9 protein-coding genes are annotated in these 17,935 nt (G+C 56.7%); all 9 read left to right on the top strand.

Annotated elements, in window-relative coordinates:
- Nucleotides 1-18 precede the first annotated feature (18 nt).
- The 9 genes from M9Q49_RS27940 to M9Q49_RS27980 all read left to right on the top strand — a co-directional run bounded on the left by M9Q49_RS27940 (nt 19) and on the right by M9Q49_RS27980 (nt 17,772).
- On the top strand, nt 19-1,047 hold the full coding sequence (locus M9Q49_RS27940; RefSeq protein ID WP_254512597.1) for a type II secretion system F family protein: 1,029 nt from the start codon (nt 19-21) through the stop codon (nt 1,045-1,047).
- A gap of 23 nt (nt 1,048-1,070) precedes the next feature.
- The gene (locus M9Q49_RS27945; protein ID WP_254512598.1) at nt 1,071-2,255 is read left to right on the top strand and encodes a type II secretion system F family protein; all 1,185 of its coding nucleotides are present in this window, start codon (nt 1,071-1,073) and stop codon (nt 2,253-2,255) included.
- Nucleotides 2,256-2,257: 2 nt separating this feature from the next.
- Nucleotides 2,258-3,346: a type II secretion system F family protein gene (locus M9Q49_RS27950; protein WP_254512297.1), complete on the top strand. Its 1,089-nt coding sequence runs from the start codon at nt 2,258-2,260 to the stop codon at nt 3,344-3,346.
- Nucleotides 3,343-3,753: a hypothetical protein gene (locus M9Q49_RS27955; protein WP_254512296.1), complete on the top strand. Its 411-nt coding sequence runs from the start codon at nt 3,343-3,345 to the stop codon at nt 3,751-3,753. Before M9Q49_RS27950 ends, M9Q49_RS27955 begins: the two co-directional genes overlap by 4 nt.
- A complete protein-coding gene (locus M9Q49_RS27960) occupies nt 3,750-4,271 on the top strand; it encodes a hypothetical protein (RefSeq protein ID WP_254512599.1) in 522 nt (173 codons plus the stop codon). The genes M9Q49_RS27955 and M9Q49_RS27960 overlap by 4 nt, the downstream gene beginning before the upstream one ends.
- Nucleotides 4,264-4,668, top strand: coding sequence for a hypothetical protein (locus M9Q49_RS27965; RefSeq protein ID WP_254512600.1), 405 nt, complete (start codon nt 4,264-4,266; stop codon nt 4,666-4,668). Before M9Q49_RS27960 ends, M9Q49_RS27965 begins: the two co-directional genes overlap by 8 nt.
- A gap of 26 nt (nt 4,669-4,694) precedes the next feature.
- Complete coding sequence (locus M9Q49_RS27970; RefSeq protein WP_254512601.1) at nt 4,695-5,555, top strand: DUF1559 domain-containing protein; 861 nt, start codon at nt 4,695-4,697, stop codon at nt 5,553-5,555.
- 470 nt (nt 5,556-6,025) lie between these two features.
- On the top strand, nt 6,026-16,327 hold the full coding sequence (locus M9Q49_RS27975) for a choice-of-anchor Q domain-containing protein (protein ID WP_254512602.1): 10,302 nt from the start codon (nt 6,026-6,028) through the stop codon (nt 16,325-16,327).
- Nucleotides 16,324-17,772 carry a leucine-rich repeat domain-containing protein gene (locus M9Q49_RS27980; RefSeq protein WP_254512603.1) on the top strand — a complete coding sequence of 483 codons (1,449 nt, stop codon included), beginning with the start codon at nt 16,324-16,326 and terminating at the stop codon, nt 17,770-17,772. The genes M9Q49_RS27975 and M9Q49_RS27980 overlap by 4 nt, the downstream gene beginning before the upstream one ends.
- The last annotated feature ends 163 nt before the right edge of the window (nt 17,773-17,935 follow it).

Consider the following 17,935-nt stretch of genomic DNA (forward strand, 5'->3'; position numbering starts at 1 on the left):
AGCGAGACGCGGCGTCCGATGAAGACGGCAACACTTCCAGACATCATTGCGTTGAACGATCGCCTCGCAGCGATGGCGGCTGCAGAGGTTCCGCTAAGTCGCGATTTAGTTCGTTCCAATGCGGAACTGCCGACAACGCTGCACGAGGTGAGCGCTGCCGTTTCGCGCCGCGTCGAAGCTGGGCAAACGCTAGAGCAATCGCTGGCTGCCGAAGAACGCCTCACGCCTGCCTACCATTTGTTGTTGCAGATCAGCGCGAACAGCAACGATCGTGGCGGCGCCCTCAGCAGGCCGCAGCGACTAGCCAACTCCAGTGAGAACTCTGCACAAATACTGTCGCGAGCGCTGACCTATCCTCTGATTGTTTGCAGCCTGGCTTATTGCGGATTGGCGCTCTTCTGCTTGTATCTTGTGCCTACGCTCGAGCAACTGTACGGGAATCTACGCATCCCCACGGGTTGGGCCCTGCGCCTGCTGACTGGCCTGCGAATAACGCTGCCATATTGGATCGCATTGCCGCCTGTGCTGCTGAGTTTGATCGTCTGGTTGCTCCGGCGCCAATCGAACTCAGGCGGCTGGCAGCAAGCAGGCGCATGGTTGCCGGGAATGCGACGCGTCATTCGCGAACAACAATGCAGCGCCTTCGCCGACTCGATCGCTAATTTGCTGGCAGCAGGAATGCCGTTTGAGAGTGCGCTGCGGCTCAACATCGAGACCAGCAACGATCCGATTTTTTCTCGCAGCCTCGGCGCGAGTGCGGCCTCGATGACGCGCAACGCACACACTGCCGTCGAAGACGCGTTCGTGCACTTGCCTCCATTCCTGCGCTGGGCCCTCTTTCGGAGTGAGCCCCTGCTGGATCGCGTAAGTGCGTTGCGTTTGGCAGCCGATCTGTATTACGAAGCGGCGCAAAGGCGAATCTCGCGAATGCGAATTGCCGTTCCTATCGTGTTCAGCGCGGTGCTCGGCGGTGGTGTGACACTCCTCTATGCCCTGGCTTTGTTTGTACCCCTGGCCCATTTGCTGCGCTCGATCGCAGCGAGCTAAAAGCTCCTCGGCACGAAAGTCCAATGCCTCAATATCGATACCAGGCCCTGAACGCCAACCAGCAGCCAGTGAGCGGTGAGATTACCGCGGACGGCTTTGCGGACGCACTGAGCCAGCTGGCAGCGCAGGGCCTGGCCGTTCAAGCGCTGGTCGATATGGCGGTCTCGGAGCAAGCCGGATTGGCAGTATCGAGTGTCGAGGACCAAGTCGCCTGGCAACAGCAACTCTTAAAATTGCTCGAGCGCGGCCGTGAACTTCTGCCGCCACTCAAAGCTTTTGTGGAAGAGTTGCCAGTTGGACAGCGTCGCCGGCAATTGGAACTGCTGACGAGTACGCTCGAGCGCGGCAACATTCCCGCCGATGCCATGGCCACCCTGCAATCGCTTCCTGGCTATTGGATACCGCTGTTGAGCGCCGCAACTGCCTCGCGCGATCCTGGCCGGATCCTGCGCGAGTTTCTCCGCGAGACCGAACAAGCCGAGCAACTACGCCGGCAGTGGCGGCAGACCCTGGCGTATCCATTGCTGCTGATAAGCTTGGCAGTAGCGGTGCTGATCGGACTTAGCATCATCGTCATCCCCATTTTTCGCAACATCTTCGATGGGTTCGGCATTCGCGTTCCGCTACCCACGCGTTTGGTACTGGTGATCTCGGAGTGGATCACCAGCGGCCGGGTTCTGGTGGTGATCGTTGTTGGCGGATTGCTCAGCTTCGGTCTTTATCGCGCCTGCCGTTGGTTGTCGCCGGCGTTGCGCGAATCGTGGGCCGATCGCTTCGCGCTGTGGATTGGTCACTCGACGGCAATTGCTCGCTTCGCGCAATTCACTGCCGACTTGCTCGAAGCAGAGGTCAGCCCTGAACATGCGTTGCGTCTTGCAGGCCTGGCGACCGGCAGCGGCCCGATTCAGCGCGCGGCCGTACGAGTTGCCGCGGGATTGACCAGCTCAACCGAAGAAGCCTGTGAAAAGAATCGACGTGTGCTGACGCGCACCGTGCATTACGCCCTGGTCACTCCCAACTCGAAAACCGGCCGCATGCGCTTGCTGCGTGAAATCGGCGCGAGCTATGCCGAACGAATGAGTTGGCGACTGTCATGGGCCCGAGGTTTTGTCGAGCCGCTAGCGATCTGCCTTGTCGGCTTGATTGTTGGCGGCGTCGCGTTCGCTTTGTTTCTCCCGCTATTCAGTCTGTTACACGCACTTGCTTGATCATGGATACCTGGTTCCCCACTTTTTTTCGACTGGCGACGAGTGCGTCGTCGTTCACGCTCTTCTGGCCGTGGACGACTACGTTCGCGCAGCAGCGAGCATTACTGCGGCTCATTGCGGTTGCTCAAGAGGAGAACTTGCCGCTCGCGCCGTTGCTCGAGCAGTGGGCCGATGACGAATCAGGGCTGCAACAATTTCGCGTGCGGCGTTTGGCCAGGCTAATCGCTGGTGGGCGTTCTGTGGCGGATGCGGCCGAAGCTGTGCCGGGTGTGCTCCGAGATGAAGACATTCTGACGCTCCGATTCGACGCTCAATCAGGCACGCGCACGGCAGCCGTTCGCGCCAGCCTCGTTCATCCCGCTGCCGTCGGGTTCCAGGCTTGGCAATATTTCCGCAGCATGTTCATTTATTTCGGCACTGTGCTGCCCATTAGCCTGGCGTTGATTCTGTTTGGCCAGTTACGGATCCTGCCGCGCCTGGATCGCATTTTCAGCGATTTTGGCAGACGCAGGCCAGCCATATTTGCCTGGTCTGTGAATTCGCTCGAGCCGTACTCGAACCTGCTGCTGATTTCGGCGCTACTCTTGTTGATTGTGATCATTTGGCTGTTTTCGACTCGCATGGGACGTCTGCTCCGCTGGTCGCTCGCCGGCAGCCTCTTTCGCTTCTTGCGCGAATGGCGTGCTGCCGATGTGCTGCAGAAATTGCAAGTTGCCGCCTCAGCCGGTCGGCCAATCCCAGGGGCACTATCGACACTCGCCCAGTTTCACCCAGATCCAAAGTTGCGCCATGAGTTGCTCGTGGTCCGCAACGACGTCGAGCAGGGATTGCCGGTTTGGCAAAGCATGTCGCAGGTTGGCTTGCTTTCGCCCGCCGAGGCAAACTTGATCGTTGTGGCCGAGCAACAAGGATCGCCGACTTGGGCGCTCGAACAACTCGTCGAAGTCAAACAGCGCCGCGTCGCCGCGCGCCTGGAAAAGGTAGGGGAGTTCTTACTGCCCGCATTCGTGCTGCTGATGGCTGGCCTGGTCATCTTTCAAGCCAGCCTGCTATTCGTGCCCCTGGTCACTCTTCTGGAAGGGTTGCTGTGAGTCGTTTGTTCCGATTCAAAAATCGACGCCAGGGAACCAGTTCGCTGGAAGTAGTGGTGGCCTTCACGCTGCTCAGTGCAGCGCTGGTCGCGGCCGCTCCTTTGATTGTCGCGCACAACCGGCTGATGGTTGCTCAGCGGCACCACCGGATAGCAATGGCGGAAATTTCCAACCAGATGGAAAGCTTGAGTCTGTTGGCAACGGGGGAATTGCCCACGGCCGTCGAACGATTAACGCCGTCGGAATTTGCCGTGCAGCGATTGCCGGGGGTTGTTATCCGCGGCGAACTGAGCACGTCGTCGTTCGGTCAGCATGTCGCGCTCGAACTGTCGTGGGACGAAGTTAACCGGCAAGCAGCGCCAGTGCGTTTGACGACTTGGCTCTTCCCTGAGGAGTCATCGCCATGAAACATCGACGCGGTATTAGTTTGGTGGAACTAATCGTGGTTATGTCGGGATGCGCTGTGCTGCTCAGCTTGAGCGCTGCCTTGTTGCAGCGCGTGATGCAGGCACAAATTCGCTCACGAGCCGATGCTGATTTGCAGCGTACGCTGCTCCGTCTCGATCAAATCGTTCGCAACGATGTGCACACTGCTGCGGATGCCGAAGTCGATCCTACAAAACTCCCGGCCGGCGTTGTACTGCGGCTCGTGTTGCCAGATTCAGTAATCGAGTATCGCCATCAGAAAACCGAATTCCAGCGAGTGCAACTCAGCGGCAACGACGTCAAATCGCGCGAGACATTTTCATTACCACGCGAGATTGAGCTGGAAATCAAGCGTCCTCGTCCACGACTGATTGTGCTTTCGATCCGAACCGATGATGAGCCCTTCATCGACGTGCCGCCGGTCTACGCACAGATCGAAGCTGCTTTGCCAGACAATCGGCTGCGCGCAGCTAAGCATGCGGAGACCAATGATGAGTAAAACGTTGCGCCACAATCGTCGCGGAGCAATTCTCATCGTGGCCCTGCTGTGCCTGCTGGTGATCATGTCGCTGCTGGGCACGATGCTGTTGGCAGCGCTGCAGAGCACTCGGCAACTGCATGCCGAGCGTGACTTGCGGCAGTGTGAATTGCTGCTCCAAGCCGGGATCGATCGAGCCTTGACTCAGATTGCCAAACAGCCCGATTACCGCGGCGAAACGCACGAGTTTTCTGCAGCCGACATTATCGATCAGGGGCCAGGACGCCTCGTCATCGAAGTCACGCCGGCCACCGCCGATTCGCGCGTGCAAATCCACATCGACGCTGAGTATCCGGCTGACAGCGAATTTTCTGTCCGCCGTTCGCGCACTCTTTCCATCCCAACTAATACCAATTAATTCATTCGATCGCCGAGGAGAAGACCATGGTCACCCGTTCCAACCGCCGAGCATTCACGCTGATCGAGCTACTCGTGGTAATCGCCATCATTGGTGTGCTGATCGCTCTGCTGCTGCCCGCAGTGCAGGCTGCGAGAGAAGCGGCGAGGCGCACTTCGTGCCTCAATAACGTCACGCAACTGGGACTCGCCGTGCACAACTTCGAATTCCATTTTGAAAAGCTTCCGCCGGGCACTGTCAACGACGAGGGGCCGGTGCGGAATGAAGCCAAGGGAACTCATGTGAGCTGGATTGTGAAGATCCTCCCTTACCTGGAACAAAGAGCGCTGGCCAAACGCTTCCATGAAGCCGACGGCGCTTATGCCGATGTGAACGCACCCGTACGAGGAGCACAGATCCGCGTCTTGCAATGCGCCTCGGACGGCGTGCCGATGACGAACCAGGCCGGAACGATTGCCCGCAGCAACTATGCCGGCTGTCATCACGATGCCGAAGCTCCGATCGACAAAGACAATCGCGGCTTGCTCTTTCTCAACAGCCAGGTACGGCACTCGCAGATTTTCGACGGCAGCTCGTCGACCTTGTTGATTGGTGAGATGCTCGATTCGCCGGACGGCTTGGGATGGGTCTCGGGAACTCGCGCCACGCTGCGGAACACGGGCGCACTGGAAACCGGAGAGGCATACCTGGCCGCGGGGAACTCACTTGGCGGCGACAAGCAAAAACTCGGACCACTCTATGTGGGCGGTTTTGGGAGTTATCACCCGGGTGGAGTGAACATCGGACTTGCTGATGGCTGCACGAGGTTTCTGTCGCTGCAGATTGATCCACAAACGTTACGCCAGCTTGGAAATCGTGCGGACGGGGAGATCATGAAGCTCTATTGATCAAATGGAGTTTCATACTGCCCAGCTAGTCGTTTTGAGATAGGCTCTAAGATATGCGACACGTTGACGCACTGAGGTGACATTGCTTGTCAGACTCCACGGAGTACTTAAGGTTACTCGCAAGCTTTTGTGAAATAATCTCTCTCAAATAGTTGACATTCACGCTTGAGAGTCAGTAGAACCTACGCCGCATCAAAGATGCACTGGGGCGATCTGAGGGATCAAGCTGCATGATATGCAGCTAACGGAATGAACGCCGTGAATGTGTTACAGGCTGGCGTTGTCATTATTTCACTCGACCGGCGTGAAGCTGGTTTGTTTGATATTTTCTTTTCAGATTTTCTGCGAGTTGATTGACCCAAGTTGTCAATCAGTGCGTGTCTTATCTGTAACTCGGGTTTGAAGTCCGAGTGTCGTCATTTCTTTTGTTAACTGGGTTGTCGCGCGCTTAAGCATAAGGATATTGCACCATGAATCGATCTTCTTCGCGTCGTGATGTTGGTTCCCGCCTGGAAAACTCTCGTCGTCGTGAGGCCGCCACTGCACAGAGACTGGTGCGGCGGCGGATGTTGCTGGAGCAACTCGAAGACCGTTCGCTGATGGCGACGTTCAATGTGACGGCGGGTGTAGCGGATGGCGCCGCGGGTAGTCTGAGAGCTGCGATCACGGCAGCCAATTCCAACGGTCAGAATGACACTATCAATCTGGCGGCTGGCACATACGTGTTGTCGTCGGCGCTGCCACAGCTTTCCGAGATGGGAAAGAGCATCACGTTTCAAGGCGATACGGCAGCCAATACGATCGTCGATGCCAACAACACAGGACGGGTGTTCGATGCGTATTGGACAGTGACCGCGACGTTTAATGATTTGACAATCAAAAACGGTGGTTCCACAGGGAGTCGTCCTTCGGGTGCGGGCATCCAGGGCTACAACTCAACGATCACCATCGACGACTGCGTTATCGAGGATAATATCGGCTATCAAGGAGGTGGTATCGCGGCAACGTCGGGCGGGTCGCTTACGATCACCGACACGATCATCCGCGATAACAACACGTCGCGATTTGGTGCTGGCCTGTATTTGAACGGCGTGACGGTTTCGATCTCGAATTCCGAGATCTCGGGTAATTCAACTGCGAGCGGCTACGATGGCGGCGGCCTCTACATGTCGGGCGGTTCACTCACACTTGATTCAGTTGCGGTCGACGATAACTACGCGGGCCAAGATGGTGGTGGCGTGGCAGTGAGTAGCGTGAGTCTTGCCATCACTGGCGGCTCCATAACCAACAATGAAGCCGTCCGCCAAGGCGGCGGTTTGTATGTCAATGCTCCTTCATCAGCTGTTGGCATTACAGGACTGACGATTAGCAACAACACGGCCGGTACGGGCGGCGGTTTGTATCGGACTGGTGGCAGCGCGGCGATCACGCTAACCGAGTCTACCGTCTCTGGAAACACAGCCCCTTCCACAAACGTCAATCTCGGTGAAGGCGGCGGCATCTTTACGTACCAACCGCTCAGTCTTGTCCGCTCGACACTTTCGGGTAATAGCGCCTATCGCAATGGTGGCGGCCTGTGGAACACGACTTCTGCGATCTCCTTCTCGAACTCGACGGTCTCTGGAAACTCTGCCGCCACGGGAGGCGGCGTTTATCTCAGCAGCGGCAACACGACGTCTTCGTCTGTGAACAGCACGTTCGCCAACAATAGCGCGTCGGGCGCGGGTGGCGCCTTCTATGTGGGCGGCTTCTCATCGGTGGCGATGAAGAACACGATCATGGCGGGGAGTACCGCAGGCAGCGGCACGTCCGCAGACCTGGGAGGCTCGGGCGGCCACACCATCAACAGCGGTGGCTACAACCTCTTCAGCCTCTCTTCGATCAGTTCGTTCATCACCGGGACCACGACAGGCAACCAGCTGGGGGTTAACCCTCAGATCGGTTCACTCGCGAACAATGGCGGTCCGACGTATACCCACGCGCTGGCCAGCAATAGCCCAGCCATCGATGCGGGCACCTCATCGGGTGCGCCTGGCGTGGATCAGCGCAACGAGTTGCGTCCGCAGGATGGTGATTCGAGCGGCACGGCGCAGTACGACATCGGCGCGTACGAGTACATCGTACCGCCGCCGCCAGAAGTCGAGGTGACTGGCTTCTACGCAGATGGCTCCAACTGGAAGGTTGATTACGTTGTGACCGTGAGCCAAACACCGGTCGCGATTCCCCTCAAGATCTATACGACTTCAGATGGCACGACTCCGGGTACACTGCTTGCTTCAACGACCACGCCGGGCAACGTGACGCTGGGAGCCACCCAGACCGCAACGGTAACTCCGACCGGAGTGAATAGCCTGTCAGACTACCGTTTGCTCGTCGTGCTCGACGATACAGCCGTGACGGGAGACACCACCACTGCCAACAATAAGCTGCTCTTCGAAGGTGGCATCTTCCAGACAAGTGCGTCGGGGACCACCTACATTCACGTTCATGGCAGCGATACCGCTGCCGACACCGTGACGATCACGAAGAGCGGGAGTAATACGCACGTCGAAACCAACCTCGACACGACGGGTATCACGGGGTTGACGTCGAGTGTGGAGTTCCGCATCGAGACGCACGGCGGTAATGACACAATCGCGACCGATAGTGACGTGGCCGCGGTCATTCGCGCCTACGGTGGAACCGGGAACGACACGATCACGGGTGGTGCTGCCAACGACTTACTCTACGGCGGCGACGGCGATGACACGCTGACGGGTGGCGGGGGCAATGACACGTTAGAAGGCGGAGCTGGCAACGACAGCCTGTCGGGCGGCGACGGCGAAGACTCGCTGACTGGTGGCACGGGCAACGATACACTGCGAGGCGGTGCTGCGGTCGATGCGTTTCCTGGTTACGACAGCGGTACCGATACCGTGCTCGTCGATCCGCCGGAGGCAGTCAACGACAGCTATTCAACGAATGAAGACGCCGATCCTTTCAGCTCTTCGACCGGCTTTGAGTTGAATGCCAACGACATCACTGACCTCGGCCAAAGCAGAACCCCAGTTCCGGCCGTGTTGACCAGTGCGTTGGGAGCGAAGGTTGTCGTTCGATCGAATGGAACCTTCGATTACTATCCGCAGACTTCGCAGACGCTGCAGGCGCTGAACGGCTCACAGTCGGCGAACGACTCCTTTACTTACACGCTGCGCAATTCGCTGCTGGAGACTGATACGGCAACCGTGACGATCACGGTGTCGGGCATTGACGACGATCTGGATGCGCAGGATCTGCTGTATGTGGTGCAGGAACCTTTGGAACTGGGCCAAGTGTTGGGGACAGTCCCGGTCTTAGACGATGATGGCGATACCCATTCTTTCCAGTTCGTTTCGGAAGCTGTGGCGGGTGGGCTGGCGATCAGCTCCACGGGCGTCATTACGGTGATCGATCCCAATGTGTTCACGTTCCTGGCAACAACCAATTACGTGTTCGAGATTGAGACCAGCAATGGCTTAGACGTCGATACGTCGTACTTCGCGCTGGCGATCCCGGCCGCGTTCCAAGTGTCAGGAGCGGCGACAGCCACTCAAGGTCACTCGTACGAACTCACCTTGAGTTCGGACATCCCGTTTATCGATTACGTGATCGACTGGGATGATTCGGTCGATCCCCTGGATCCGGACGAACCGACCTTGGTGCCCGGTGAGGGTGGTGATCCCATTGGAATCGGCCATGGGTTTCAGGTGCCGGGCGATGTTACTCCCACGATCGGAATCTCGGTTGGTGGTACCAGCAGCTACACCTTTACGTTTACTACAGTCCATGTGACGCAGGTGAACGGCGTGAATCTGGTCGTCAACGGGAGCTTTGAAGAAGTTGGCAGCGAAGGATTCCGTGGTTATTCCTGGAACATCTTTTATGGATTGCCTGGGTGGAATCTGGTGTCGGGCCCTCGGATTGAAGTCCAGCATGAAACGGTGACTTCTACTCCTTACGGTGACAACTACATCGAACTGGACGCCGATGAAGATGGCCCAGCAGGAGGTGGTCAAAATGCCGATGGCGAAAATGGCGCTTCGGCGATCGAACAATCGATCTCCACGATTGTGGACCAGACTTATGTTCTGTCGTTCGCTCTGGCAGCGCGGACAGGCACAGACTCGGAAGATAACACAATGCGTGTAACTGTCAGTAGCGGCGGCACGTTCTACAGCGACAAGTTTGAAGCCGACTCGACTGACTGGGGTACTTATACGATTTCATTCGTGGCTAAAAGCACCACTACGAAAATCAAGTTCGCGGACGTCAGTGAAAATCCATACGCAGAGCCAACGCCACCATTTCCCGAATACCGAGACACGCTAGGAACCTTCCTGGACAACGTGACGATGTACGCGGCGGGCGGTCAAACCGGCACGAAGACAACGGTCACTGTCGAGATATCGAACCCGGTCTGTGCCTGCCTGGCAACGCCGGACGGCTCACAGAGCAGTGAAAATCTGCAAACTGGCAACAACGTGGTGACGCCACCAAGTCCATCGGCGATGGCCGCGATGTACATGCCGCGTTATTCGACGAATGAGTTCCGCCCGGCGGTCATGTCTTTGGACATGTCTTTCTTGGAAGGTGCGTTAGTTCCAGACACGGTGGAAGTGAATGGGCAGGTGTATTCCACTGCCGGTATCTCACCAGGCCAGGGATTTCGCGTCAGCGATTTGCTCGACATCACAGCGCTCGATACTGGGCTGGCCGAGTGGAGCATCCCGATCACCGAAAATTACGCCGGCGGCCACACGGTGTCCTACGACGTGACTGGAAATTCCTTGGTCTCGGGTCCTTCGAATGCGTTGCTCAGTGCTGGTTGGTCGATTGCCGCCATCGACCGACTGACCATCACCCCTGAAGGTGCGCTGTGGCAGCATATGGGCGATCGCCTCCTGTGGTTTAAGAAAGACGGAGCTAACTTCAAGCGTCCCCAGGGTGATCAGGATTTCTCGGAGCTGGTCGACAATTCCGATGGCACCTTCACGATCTCAGATCGCTGGGGAAATGAGCTACTGTTTAACTCGTTGGGTCTGGTAACGGAAAAGACTGATACGCAGGGAAGAAAAACGACCTTCGTTTACACGAATGCGGATGGCGACTCGAAAGCAGATGACCTGTTGGAGGTCGAAGAATACGATGGGCGCACGCTCACCTACGACTATGTCGATCAACGACTAGCTGGCCTCACGGACTTCGACGGCCGCAGTGTCGCATTCGGCTACGAAGATGATCAGCTGAAAACGATTACCTATCCTGATCCAGACGGTGGCGGCCCACTCAGTGCCTTAGTGACTAGCTTCACATACGAAGATGGCTACTTGAAAACGGTCGCCGATGGCAGCGACACGATGACGTTTACCTATGATTCCGCCGGCGCCTTGACCGCACGCGAAAATCAAGATGGTTCCACAGAAACATTTGTAAATTCACTGACGTCCACGCTGCCACGCGCCGGGTACGGAACATCCCTAAATCCCGAGAGCCTCAAGCCGGCCAGTGACGTCGTGGCTACTTCCGAGGATGAAAATGGCGAACTCACGACTTACGTGTTGGGCGCGCTGGGTCTGCCAGTGCAGATGACGGATGCTGAAGGAAACGTGACGCTCTACGAGCGGGATGCTAACGGGCGGATCACGAAGCAAACAGATCCGGATCCAGATGGCGCTGGTCCCGAAACGATGATCACCCGCTATCAGTACGATACGCAGGGGAATCTTCTGAAGATGACGTTGCCCAACTCGGGCGTGCGGACTTGGGAATACGATGCGACCTGGAATGTACCCACCTCCTATGTCAATGAACGCGGACTGACGACGCTTTACACGATTGATCCGCTCACAGGTTTCAACACCGAAGTGCGCCAAGTGATCGGCGAAGTTGACGATCTCGTCAATCTCGAAACGGACGACATCATCACAGGTTACACGTACACTGCAGCGCCCAGCGATCCAGCCGATCCACCGGCGGGGCTGGTCGAGACCATGACCGACCCATTGGGGCGTGTGACGGTCTATACCTACAACGCTCGGGGCGATGTCACCTCGGTTACCTATGCCGAGGGTACGGCCGACGAAGCGACGGCCTACACGTACTACAACGCGGATGGGACCGTCGATTATGAACTCGACGAATTATCGCGGCGGACGGATTACGACTATGACTTGCTGGGGCGGCTGACCAAAACCACTCTGCCCGATCCGGATGGTGGTGACCCACTGGCTCGCCCCGAATGGAAGTATGAATACGACGCGCGCAATCGCCGCACCAAAGAAATCGATCCGCTTGATCGGGAGACGATCTACACGTACGACAAGCGGAGCCGCGTCACCAAAGTGGAACGTCCCGATCACGACGGTGATAGCGAACTGACCACCACGACCACGACGTATGATGACCGCGGGCTCGTGATCTCGGCCACCGATCCGCTGCACCGGGAAACGATCTTCACGTATGACAAGCTGGGACGCCAGACCAAGGTCACGTTGCCCGAGGTCGCCGATCCAACCACCGCAGTCAACGAAGTGCAGATCATCGATTTCGACAGTGGCACCGTGGGAACCTTCAAGCTCAACGGCAACAGCAATTCCGCGGTCGTGGACCTGACGGATCTGAGTGGGCTGCAGGCAGCGCTCGACAGCCTGTGGGGCGTTGGCAATACCAAAGTGACCCATACCAGCACGGCAGCGACCGTCACGTTCCGCGGCAATCTAGCGGGTACGAATGTGGCGCAGATGACCGTTTCGGACATCACGGGAACTCTTGGCGCTACTCCTTCGGTGAGCACCGACACGGCCGGCGTGGCCGCGGATCTGGTGAATCCCACCACGCAGACCGCCTATGACGTTCTGGGGCGAGTGAGCTCCACGACCGATGCCCTAGGGAACGTCACGACCTATGAGTACACGAACTTCGGGCAGAATCTCAAGATCACGCTGCCCGATCCCGATGGTGTGGGGCTGCAGACCTCACCGATCATGTCTCAGGTGTTCGACGTATCGGGGAATCTGATCAGCGAGACCGACGCCAATGGCGGTGTGACGACACGTGAATACGATCTGCTTGGCCGGTTGGTGAGAGTCACGCAGCCCGATCCCGATGGTGGTGGTTCGCTCACGGCGCCGGTGACCGAGTATGCGTATGACCTGGCCGGGCACCTGCTGGCGGTCACCGATCCGCTGGGCAACGTCACCAGCTACGAATACGACAACCGCGATCGTCAGGTGAAGATCACTACGGCTGATCCGGATGGCGCTGGCGGCTTGACTGCGCTCGTGACGGCATACGAGTTCGATGCTGCGGGTCAGTTGACGAAGATGACAGCGCCGGGAAGCCGGGTAACTGAGTACGTCTACGATGACCTGGGGCGGTTGACGGTCACGAAACTTCCTGATCCGGATGGCGCTGGTGGCTTGGCTCGGCCGCAGCTGGAAGCGACCTACGATGTGGCCAGCCGGAAAGAGACGGACAAGGACGCGCTGGGCAACATCACGACGTATGACTACGACGATCTCGACAACTTGATCAAGGTCACGCAACCCGATCCGGATGGCGTGGGTGGTTTACCGGCGCCGGTCAGCGAATGGGAATATGATGCAGCAGGCCAGTTGCTCAACGCTACCTATGCTCTCGGCAATACCACAACCTATGAATACGACAATCTCGGTCGGACGCTCGCCGTTACGCAACCTGATCCGGATGCTGGTGGTGGTCAAACTGCTCCGGTGACCCAGTATCAATACTCGCTGACGGGGAACTTGGTGCAAGTCCTCGATCCGCTCTTGCATGCCACGAACTACGAGTACGACGCGCTGAATCGGCGCACTTCCAGCCAGGATGCGTTGCAGGGAGCGACGACCTACCAGTACGACAGCGCCGGGAACCTGAAGTTCCTGACCGATCCTGTGAATAATACTACCGAGTGGGTTTACGACAAACTGAACCGGATGGTCGAAGAGAAGAACCAACTCGGCGACAGCCGCTCCTTCGTGTACGACGCGGCGGGAAATCTTCTGCAGCGTACCGACCGCAATGAGCGGGTGATGATCTATGAATACGACCATCTCAACCGGCAGACAGCGGAAGAATGGTGGGGCGGAGCACGTCCCAGTGTCGGTGTCTCGACTTCCGACGGCTCGATGACTAACGAGGTGCAGCGCGTCGGCTTCTCGGATTCGACGGCCTTCCAATCGGGGACGTTCACGCTGACTTATGGCGGCCAGACGACTGCGGCGATTCCTTACAGCGCGAGTGCAGTTGCGGTGCAGGCGGCGTTGGTGGCTCTCAGCAACATCGACAGCGGTGACGTGTCGGTGGTGAAGGTCGCCAACAGCATCACGCACCAGGAGTGGCAGATTACCTTTACCGGCGCCCTGGCCGGAACCAACGTCTCGCAAATTAGCATTGACGCGGCGTCGGTCTATAATGGAATCGGCGCTCCGGGGACGGAGGTGGAAGCCACTGATACGACCGGCGCGAAGGTAGACGAGGTTCAGGTGGTCACGCTCAGCAATACAACCGGCGGTACGTTCACGCTCGGCTTCGGCGGAGCGAGCACGGCGGCGCTCGATTGGGATGCGACCACCGGCGAAGTCGATGCGGCGCTCGAGGCGTTATCCGGCGTCGGGACCGTTTCGGTCTCCGGCTCGACCGGCGGGCCTTGGACGATCACCTTCACCGGCGCTTACTCGGGCGCCAACCTCGCGCCGCTGCAGTCACAGGCAGGCAATCTCACCAACAGCAACCTGGTGCGGACGATTGCTTCGACCTTCAACGCCGACGGTGATCTGGAGCAGACCAGCGATCCCGATGCGACCTATGAGTACACGTACGACGACTTGGGACGCGTGACTGGCTACGTGCAGAACCTGGCCGGGCTGACGCCGGAGATTGAGTTCGTCAGCCAGTACAACTCGGCCAGTCGGCGTGAACTCTTGCAAGCGATTCTCGATGGGGATGAAGACTTCCAGAACACGTATGCCTACGACGACCTGCAACGGCTCTCGACGCTAATTCAGCAGAGTGGTGCTGACAACGTGGTGGCTGCCAAGCGGATCGACTTCAATTACAACTCGCTGGGGCAATACACGCGTCTTGATCGTTACGCGTCGGCCGACCAGTCGGAGTTCGTGGCCAGCTCGCATTACAGCTACGACAACCTAAACCGTCTGCTCAAGTTGGTGCATGCGGAAACGACCACCACGCCGACCGGTTGGGGAACCGATCCTCTGGCCGGTTATCAGTACGCCTACGATGCAGCCAGCCGGATTCTGTCGATCGATTCGTATCTCGATGGTTTGAGCAACTACACACACGACGACACGAACCAGCTCACGGGTGCCGACCACAGCACGGCGACGGATGAGTCGTACGAGTACGACGAGAACGGCAACCGGATCATGTCGGGTTACCACGTCAATCCAAACAATCAGGTCGATACCGACGGAATCTATAACTACACGTACGACGACGAAGGGAACCGGCTCACCCGGACGGCGATCAGCAACGGCTACGTCACCGAGTATGAATGGGACTTCCGCAACCGCCTGACGAAGGTGATCGAGAAAGACAGCTCGAACAACATCCTGCAAGTCACCACCAACAGCTACGACGCCTTCAACCAATGGATCCGCCGTCGCTTCGACGCGGATGGCCCCGGAGGCGCGGCCGCGGTCGACACTTTCTTTGTTTACGAGAACGGGCAGATTGTCCTGCAATTCGATGGAGACGACGACAGCGACCTCTCGCATCGGTATCTTTGGGGCGAACAGGTCGACCAGCTCTTCGCGGATGAGAAAGTGACTAGCCTCGGCAGTGCGGGTACAGTCATCTGGCCACTCGGCGATCAGATCGGCACCTTGCGCGACTTGGTCAGTTACAACAGCGGCACTAACGATGCCACTGTCGCCAACCACCGCGAGTACGACTCCTACGGCAATCTCACCAACGAGTCCAACCCCGCCGTCGATCTCCTCTTCGGCTTCACGGGCCGGCCGTTAGACGAAACCTCTGGCTTGCAGAACAATCTCGCCCGATGGTATGACCCTATAACGGGAAGTTGGCTAAGCAATGATCCTATTGGCTTTGAAGCGGGTGATGCTAACACTCGACGCTACGTAAACAATTCGCCAGTTGAGTTTAGGGATCCGTTTGGTACTCAGGCACAAGGGGGTCAACTAGCTCTACTTCCAAACACTCTGCCGGGAAGTTGGGGGCAAGTTCGCTTCCCGTCAGTATTTCATTTCAACACCGCCGGCATTCCTCGAGACATTCAAAGAAGATTCGATGCGGATTACGCGTCCATCTTAGCAGCATATCCGAACCTTAGTTTTTATCAGCAATCTTGGACTCTAACGAGTGTCCTGGTTTCAATTCGGCCCAGTGACGAGGGTTTTTTGGGACCTGCTTTTAGTACGTTCCGAGGCCGTGTCACTGGTTTTGCAGCCAGTACTCTAATGTCTGACTTTAGCGCGGTGCCGCGCACACACAGGCGGGGGGCGATTAACGATTGCCTAGAAGTTTTTGTGAAAAACACCAGAGCTACATTAGAATACCAACTAAGTGGAGGAGATACCGAGCGCATCATAAGAGCCCACGACCACGATTGGGGGTCTATATGGGGTGAACGTCCAAACAGGCTCGGCGATTTCTATACCACATCTATCACAATGACCTTTCTTGTCCAGACAACTGCTCAGCGTCGCGATAGACTAAGGCTACCAGACACAGACAATGGAAACATAGCATGAAACTCATAGCGACACTGCAATTTGAATTGCGCCGACGAGTCCCATCTATATTTTTGATGATCGCGTTCTGTACCAGCGCTTTCGGAGTTGAATTGAACGGCGCACCGCCGGCCGATCCGTTTGGTGATGTACCGCCTGCTCCTGCCGATGCTGTTCCGTCCGCAGCTTGGCGAGAAAAGATCCCCAAGAAAAAACACCCGCTGGAAGTGAAGTCTCTAGATCTATCTTCTACAGATTTTGATGATCTATGGGATCTTTCCGGCTATTCAAATCTTACCGCACTGCACTTGCGCAAGACAAAACTGACTAGCCTCGATGGAATCGGACAATTTAAACACTTGCAGGATCTCGTAGTCGACGAAACTGCAATTCGTGAAATTGGGCCTCTCCGCGCTTGCAGGGAACTGCGAACACTCAGCCTGCAAAACTGTCCGGTTAAAGACCTTTCGGCGATTTCCTCGCTTCGCTTGAACTTCCTCTGCATTGACAATACCAAAGTTGAAGTGCTGGCGACGATGGATTCTCTGACGGGAATCTCGTTGAAAAACACGGGCGTTGCTGATCTTACGCCGGTATCAAAGTCCATGAGCTTGAGACTTTTCGTGGCGAGCGGATCGAGCGTGGCTGATCTTTCACCTCTGTCAAATTGCGCCAGCATAGATTATATGGATCTACGATCTACATTAGTTTCCGACCTCTCCCCAACGGCAAACTTTCGTGAACTCCGCAATTTGATTGTTGCCCATACGCCTGTTGGCAGCTTGGATCCGTTAAAAAAACTCACCAAGCTATACCATGTCGATATTTCTGAAACGAAAGTAGTCGACCTGAAGCCACTCGAAGGATTACATTTACTTCAAATGCTCGTGTTGGACGACACGGGCGTAAGTGACCTAACGCCGCTCAGAAACTGCAAACGCTTGTCTAGCTTGTACTGCAGCCAAACGGCGGTTTCAGATATTTCTGTTTTGGCCAACTTTCCTGGCATGTCTTTCTTCCGTTTTCGACGCGCACGCCTCAAGCCGCCCCCGACGATCAGTTTAAAATCACTTTCTTTCTGCAAATCCCTAACTGTCCTTGATCTCAGTAACGTCGTGGTCGACAACCTGGAGCCTCTCGCAAGGTGTGAGCGATTGCAAGGTCTGCACTTGCAAGACGTGCCCGTCAACAACTTGTCTCCCCTTTCCAAACTGCAACACCTTGAAACATTGCACATACAGAATGCAGCAGTTACTGATTTGACTCCTCTCGAATCATGTCATAAATTGTCCCACTTGCATATTGACAAGATTCCGGTCTCTGATCTGACTACATTACTTCGGATGAAGAAATTGAGGTATGTGGTAATCGCGGATATTCCCATTGAGGAACCTCTCTTTAACGAACTAAGATCTCAGATTGGAGAAGTGTTTTTAGAGGGAGCGTTTCAGAAATGGCGCCGATAGTTCATCTCATCGTGCCATCCGTCCGTTTGGTCGATGGCTTGGCGTACCGCGGTGACGAGAAAAGTTTTCAAATCGATCCGCGGCGAGAAAATCTTCTTCGCCCGCGCTGATTCGTCGCTACTCACCAGACTCGAACAAGTATTTATCAAAAACCACAATCGCC

The organism is Anatilimnocola floriformis, from assembly GCF_024256385.1.
GTDB classification, from domain to species: domain Bacteria; phylum Planctomycetota; class Planctomycetia; order Pirellulales; family Pirellulaceae; genus Anatilimnocola; species Anatilimnocola floriformis.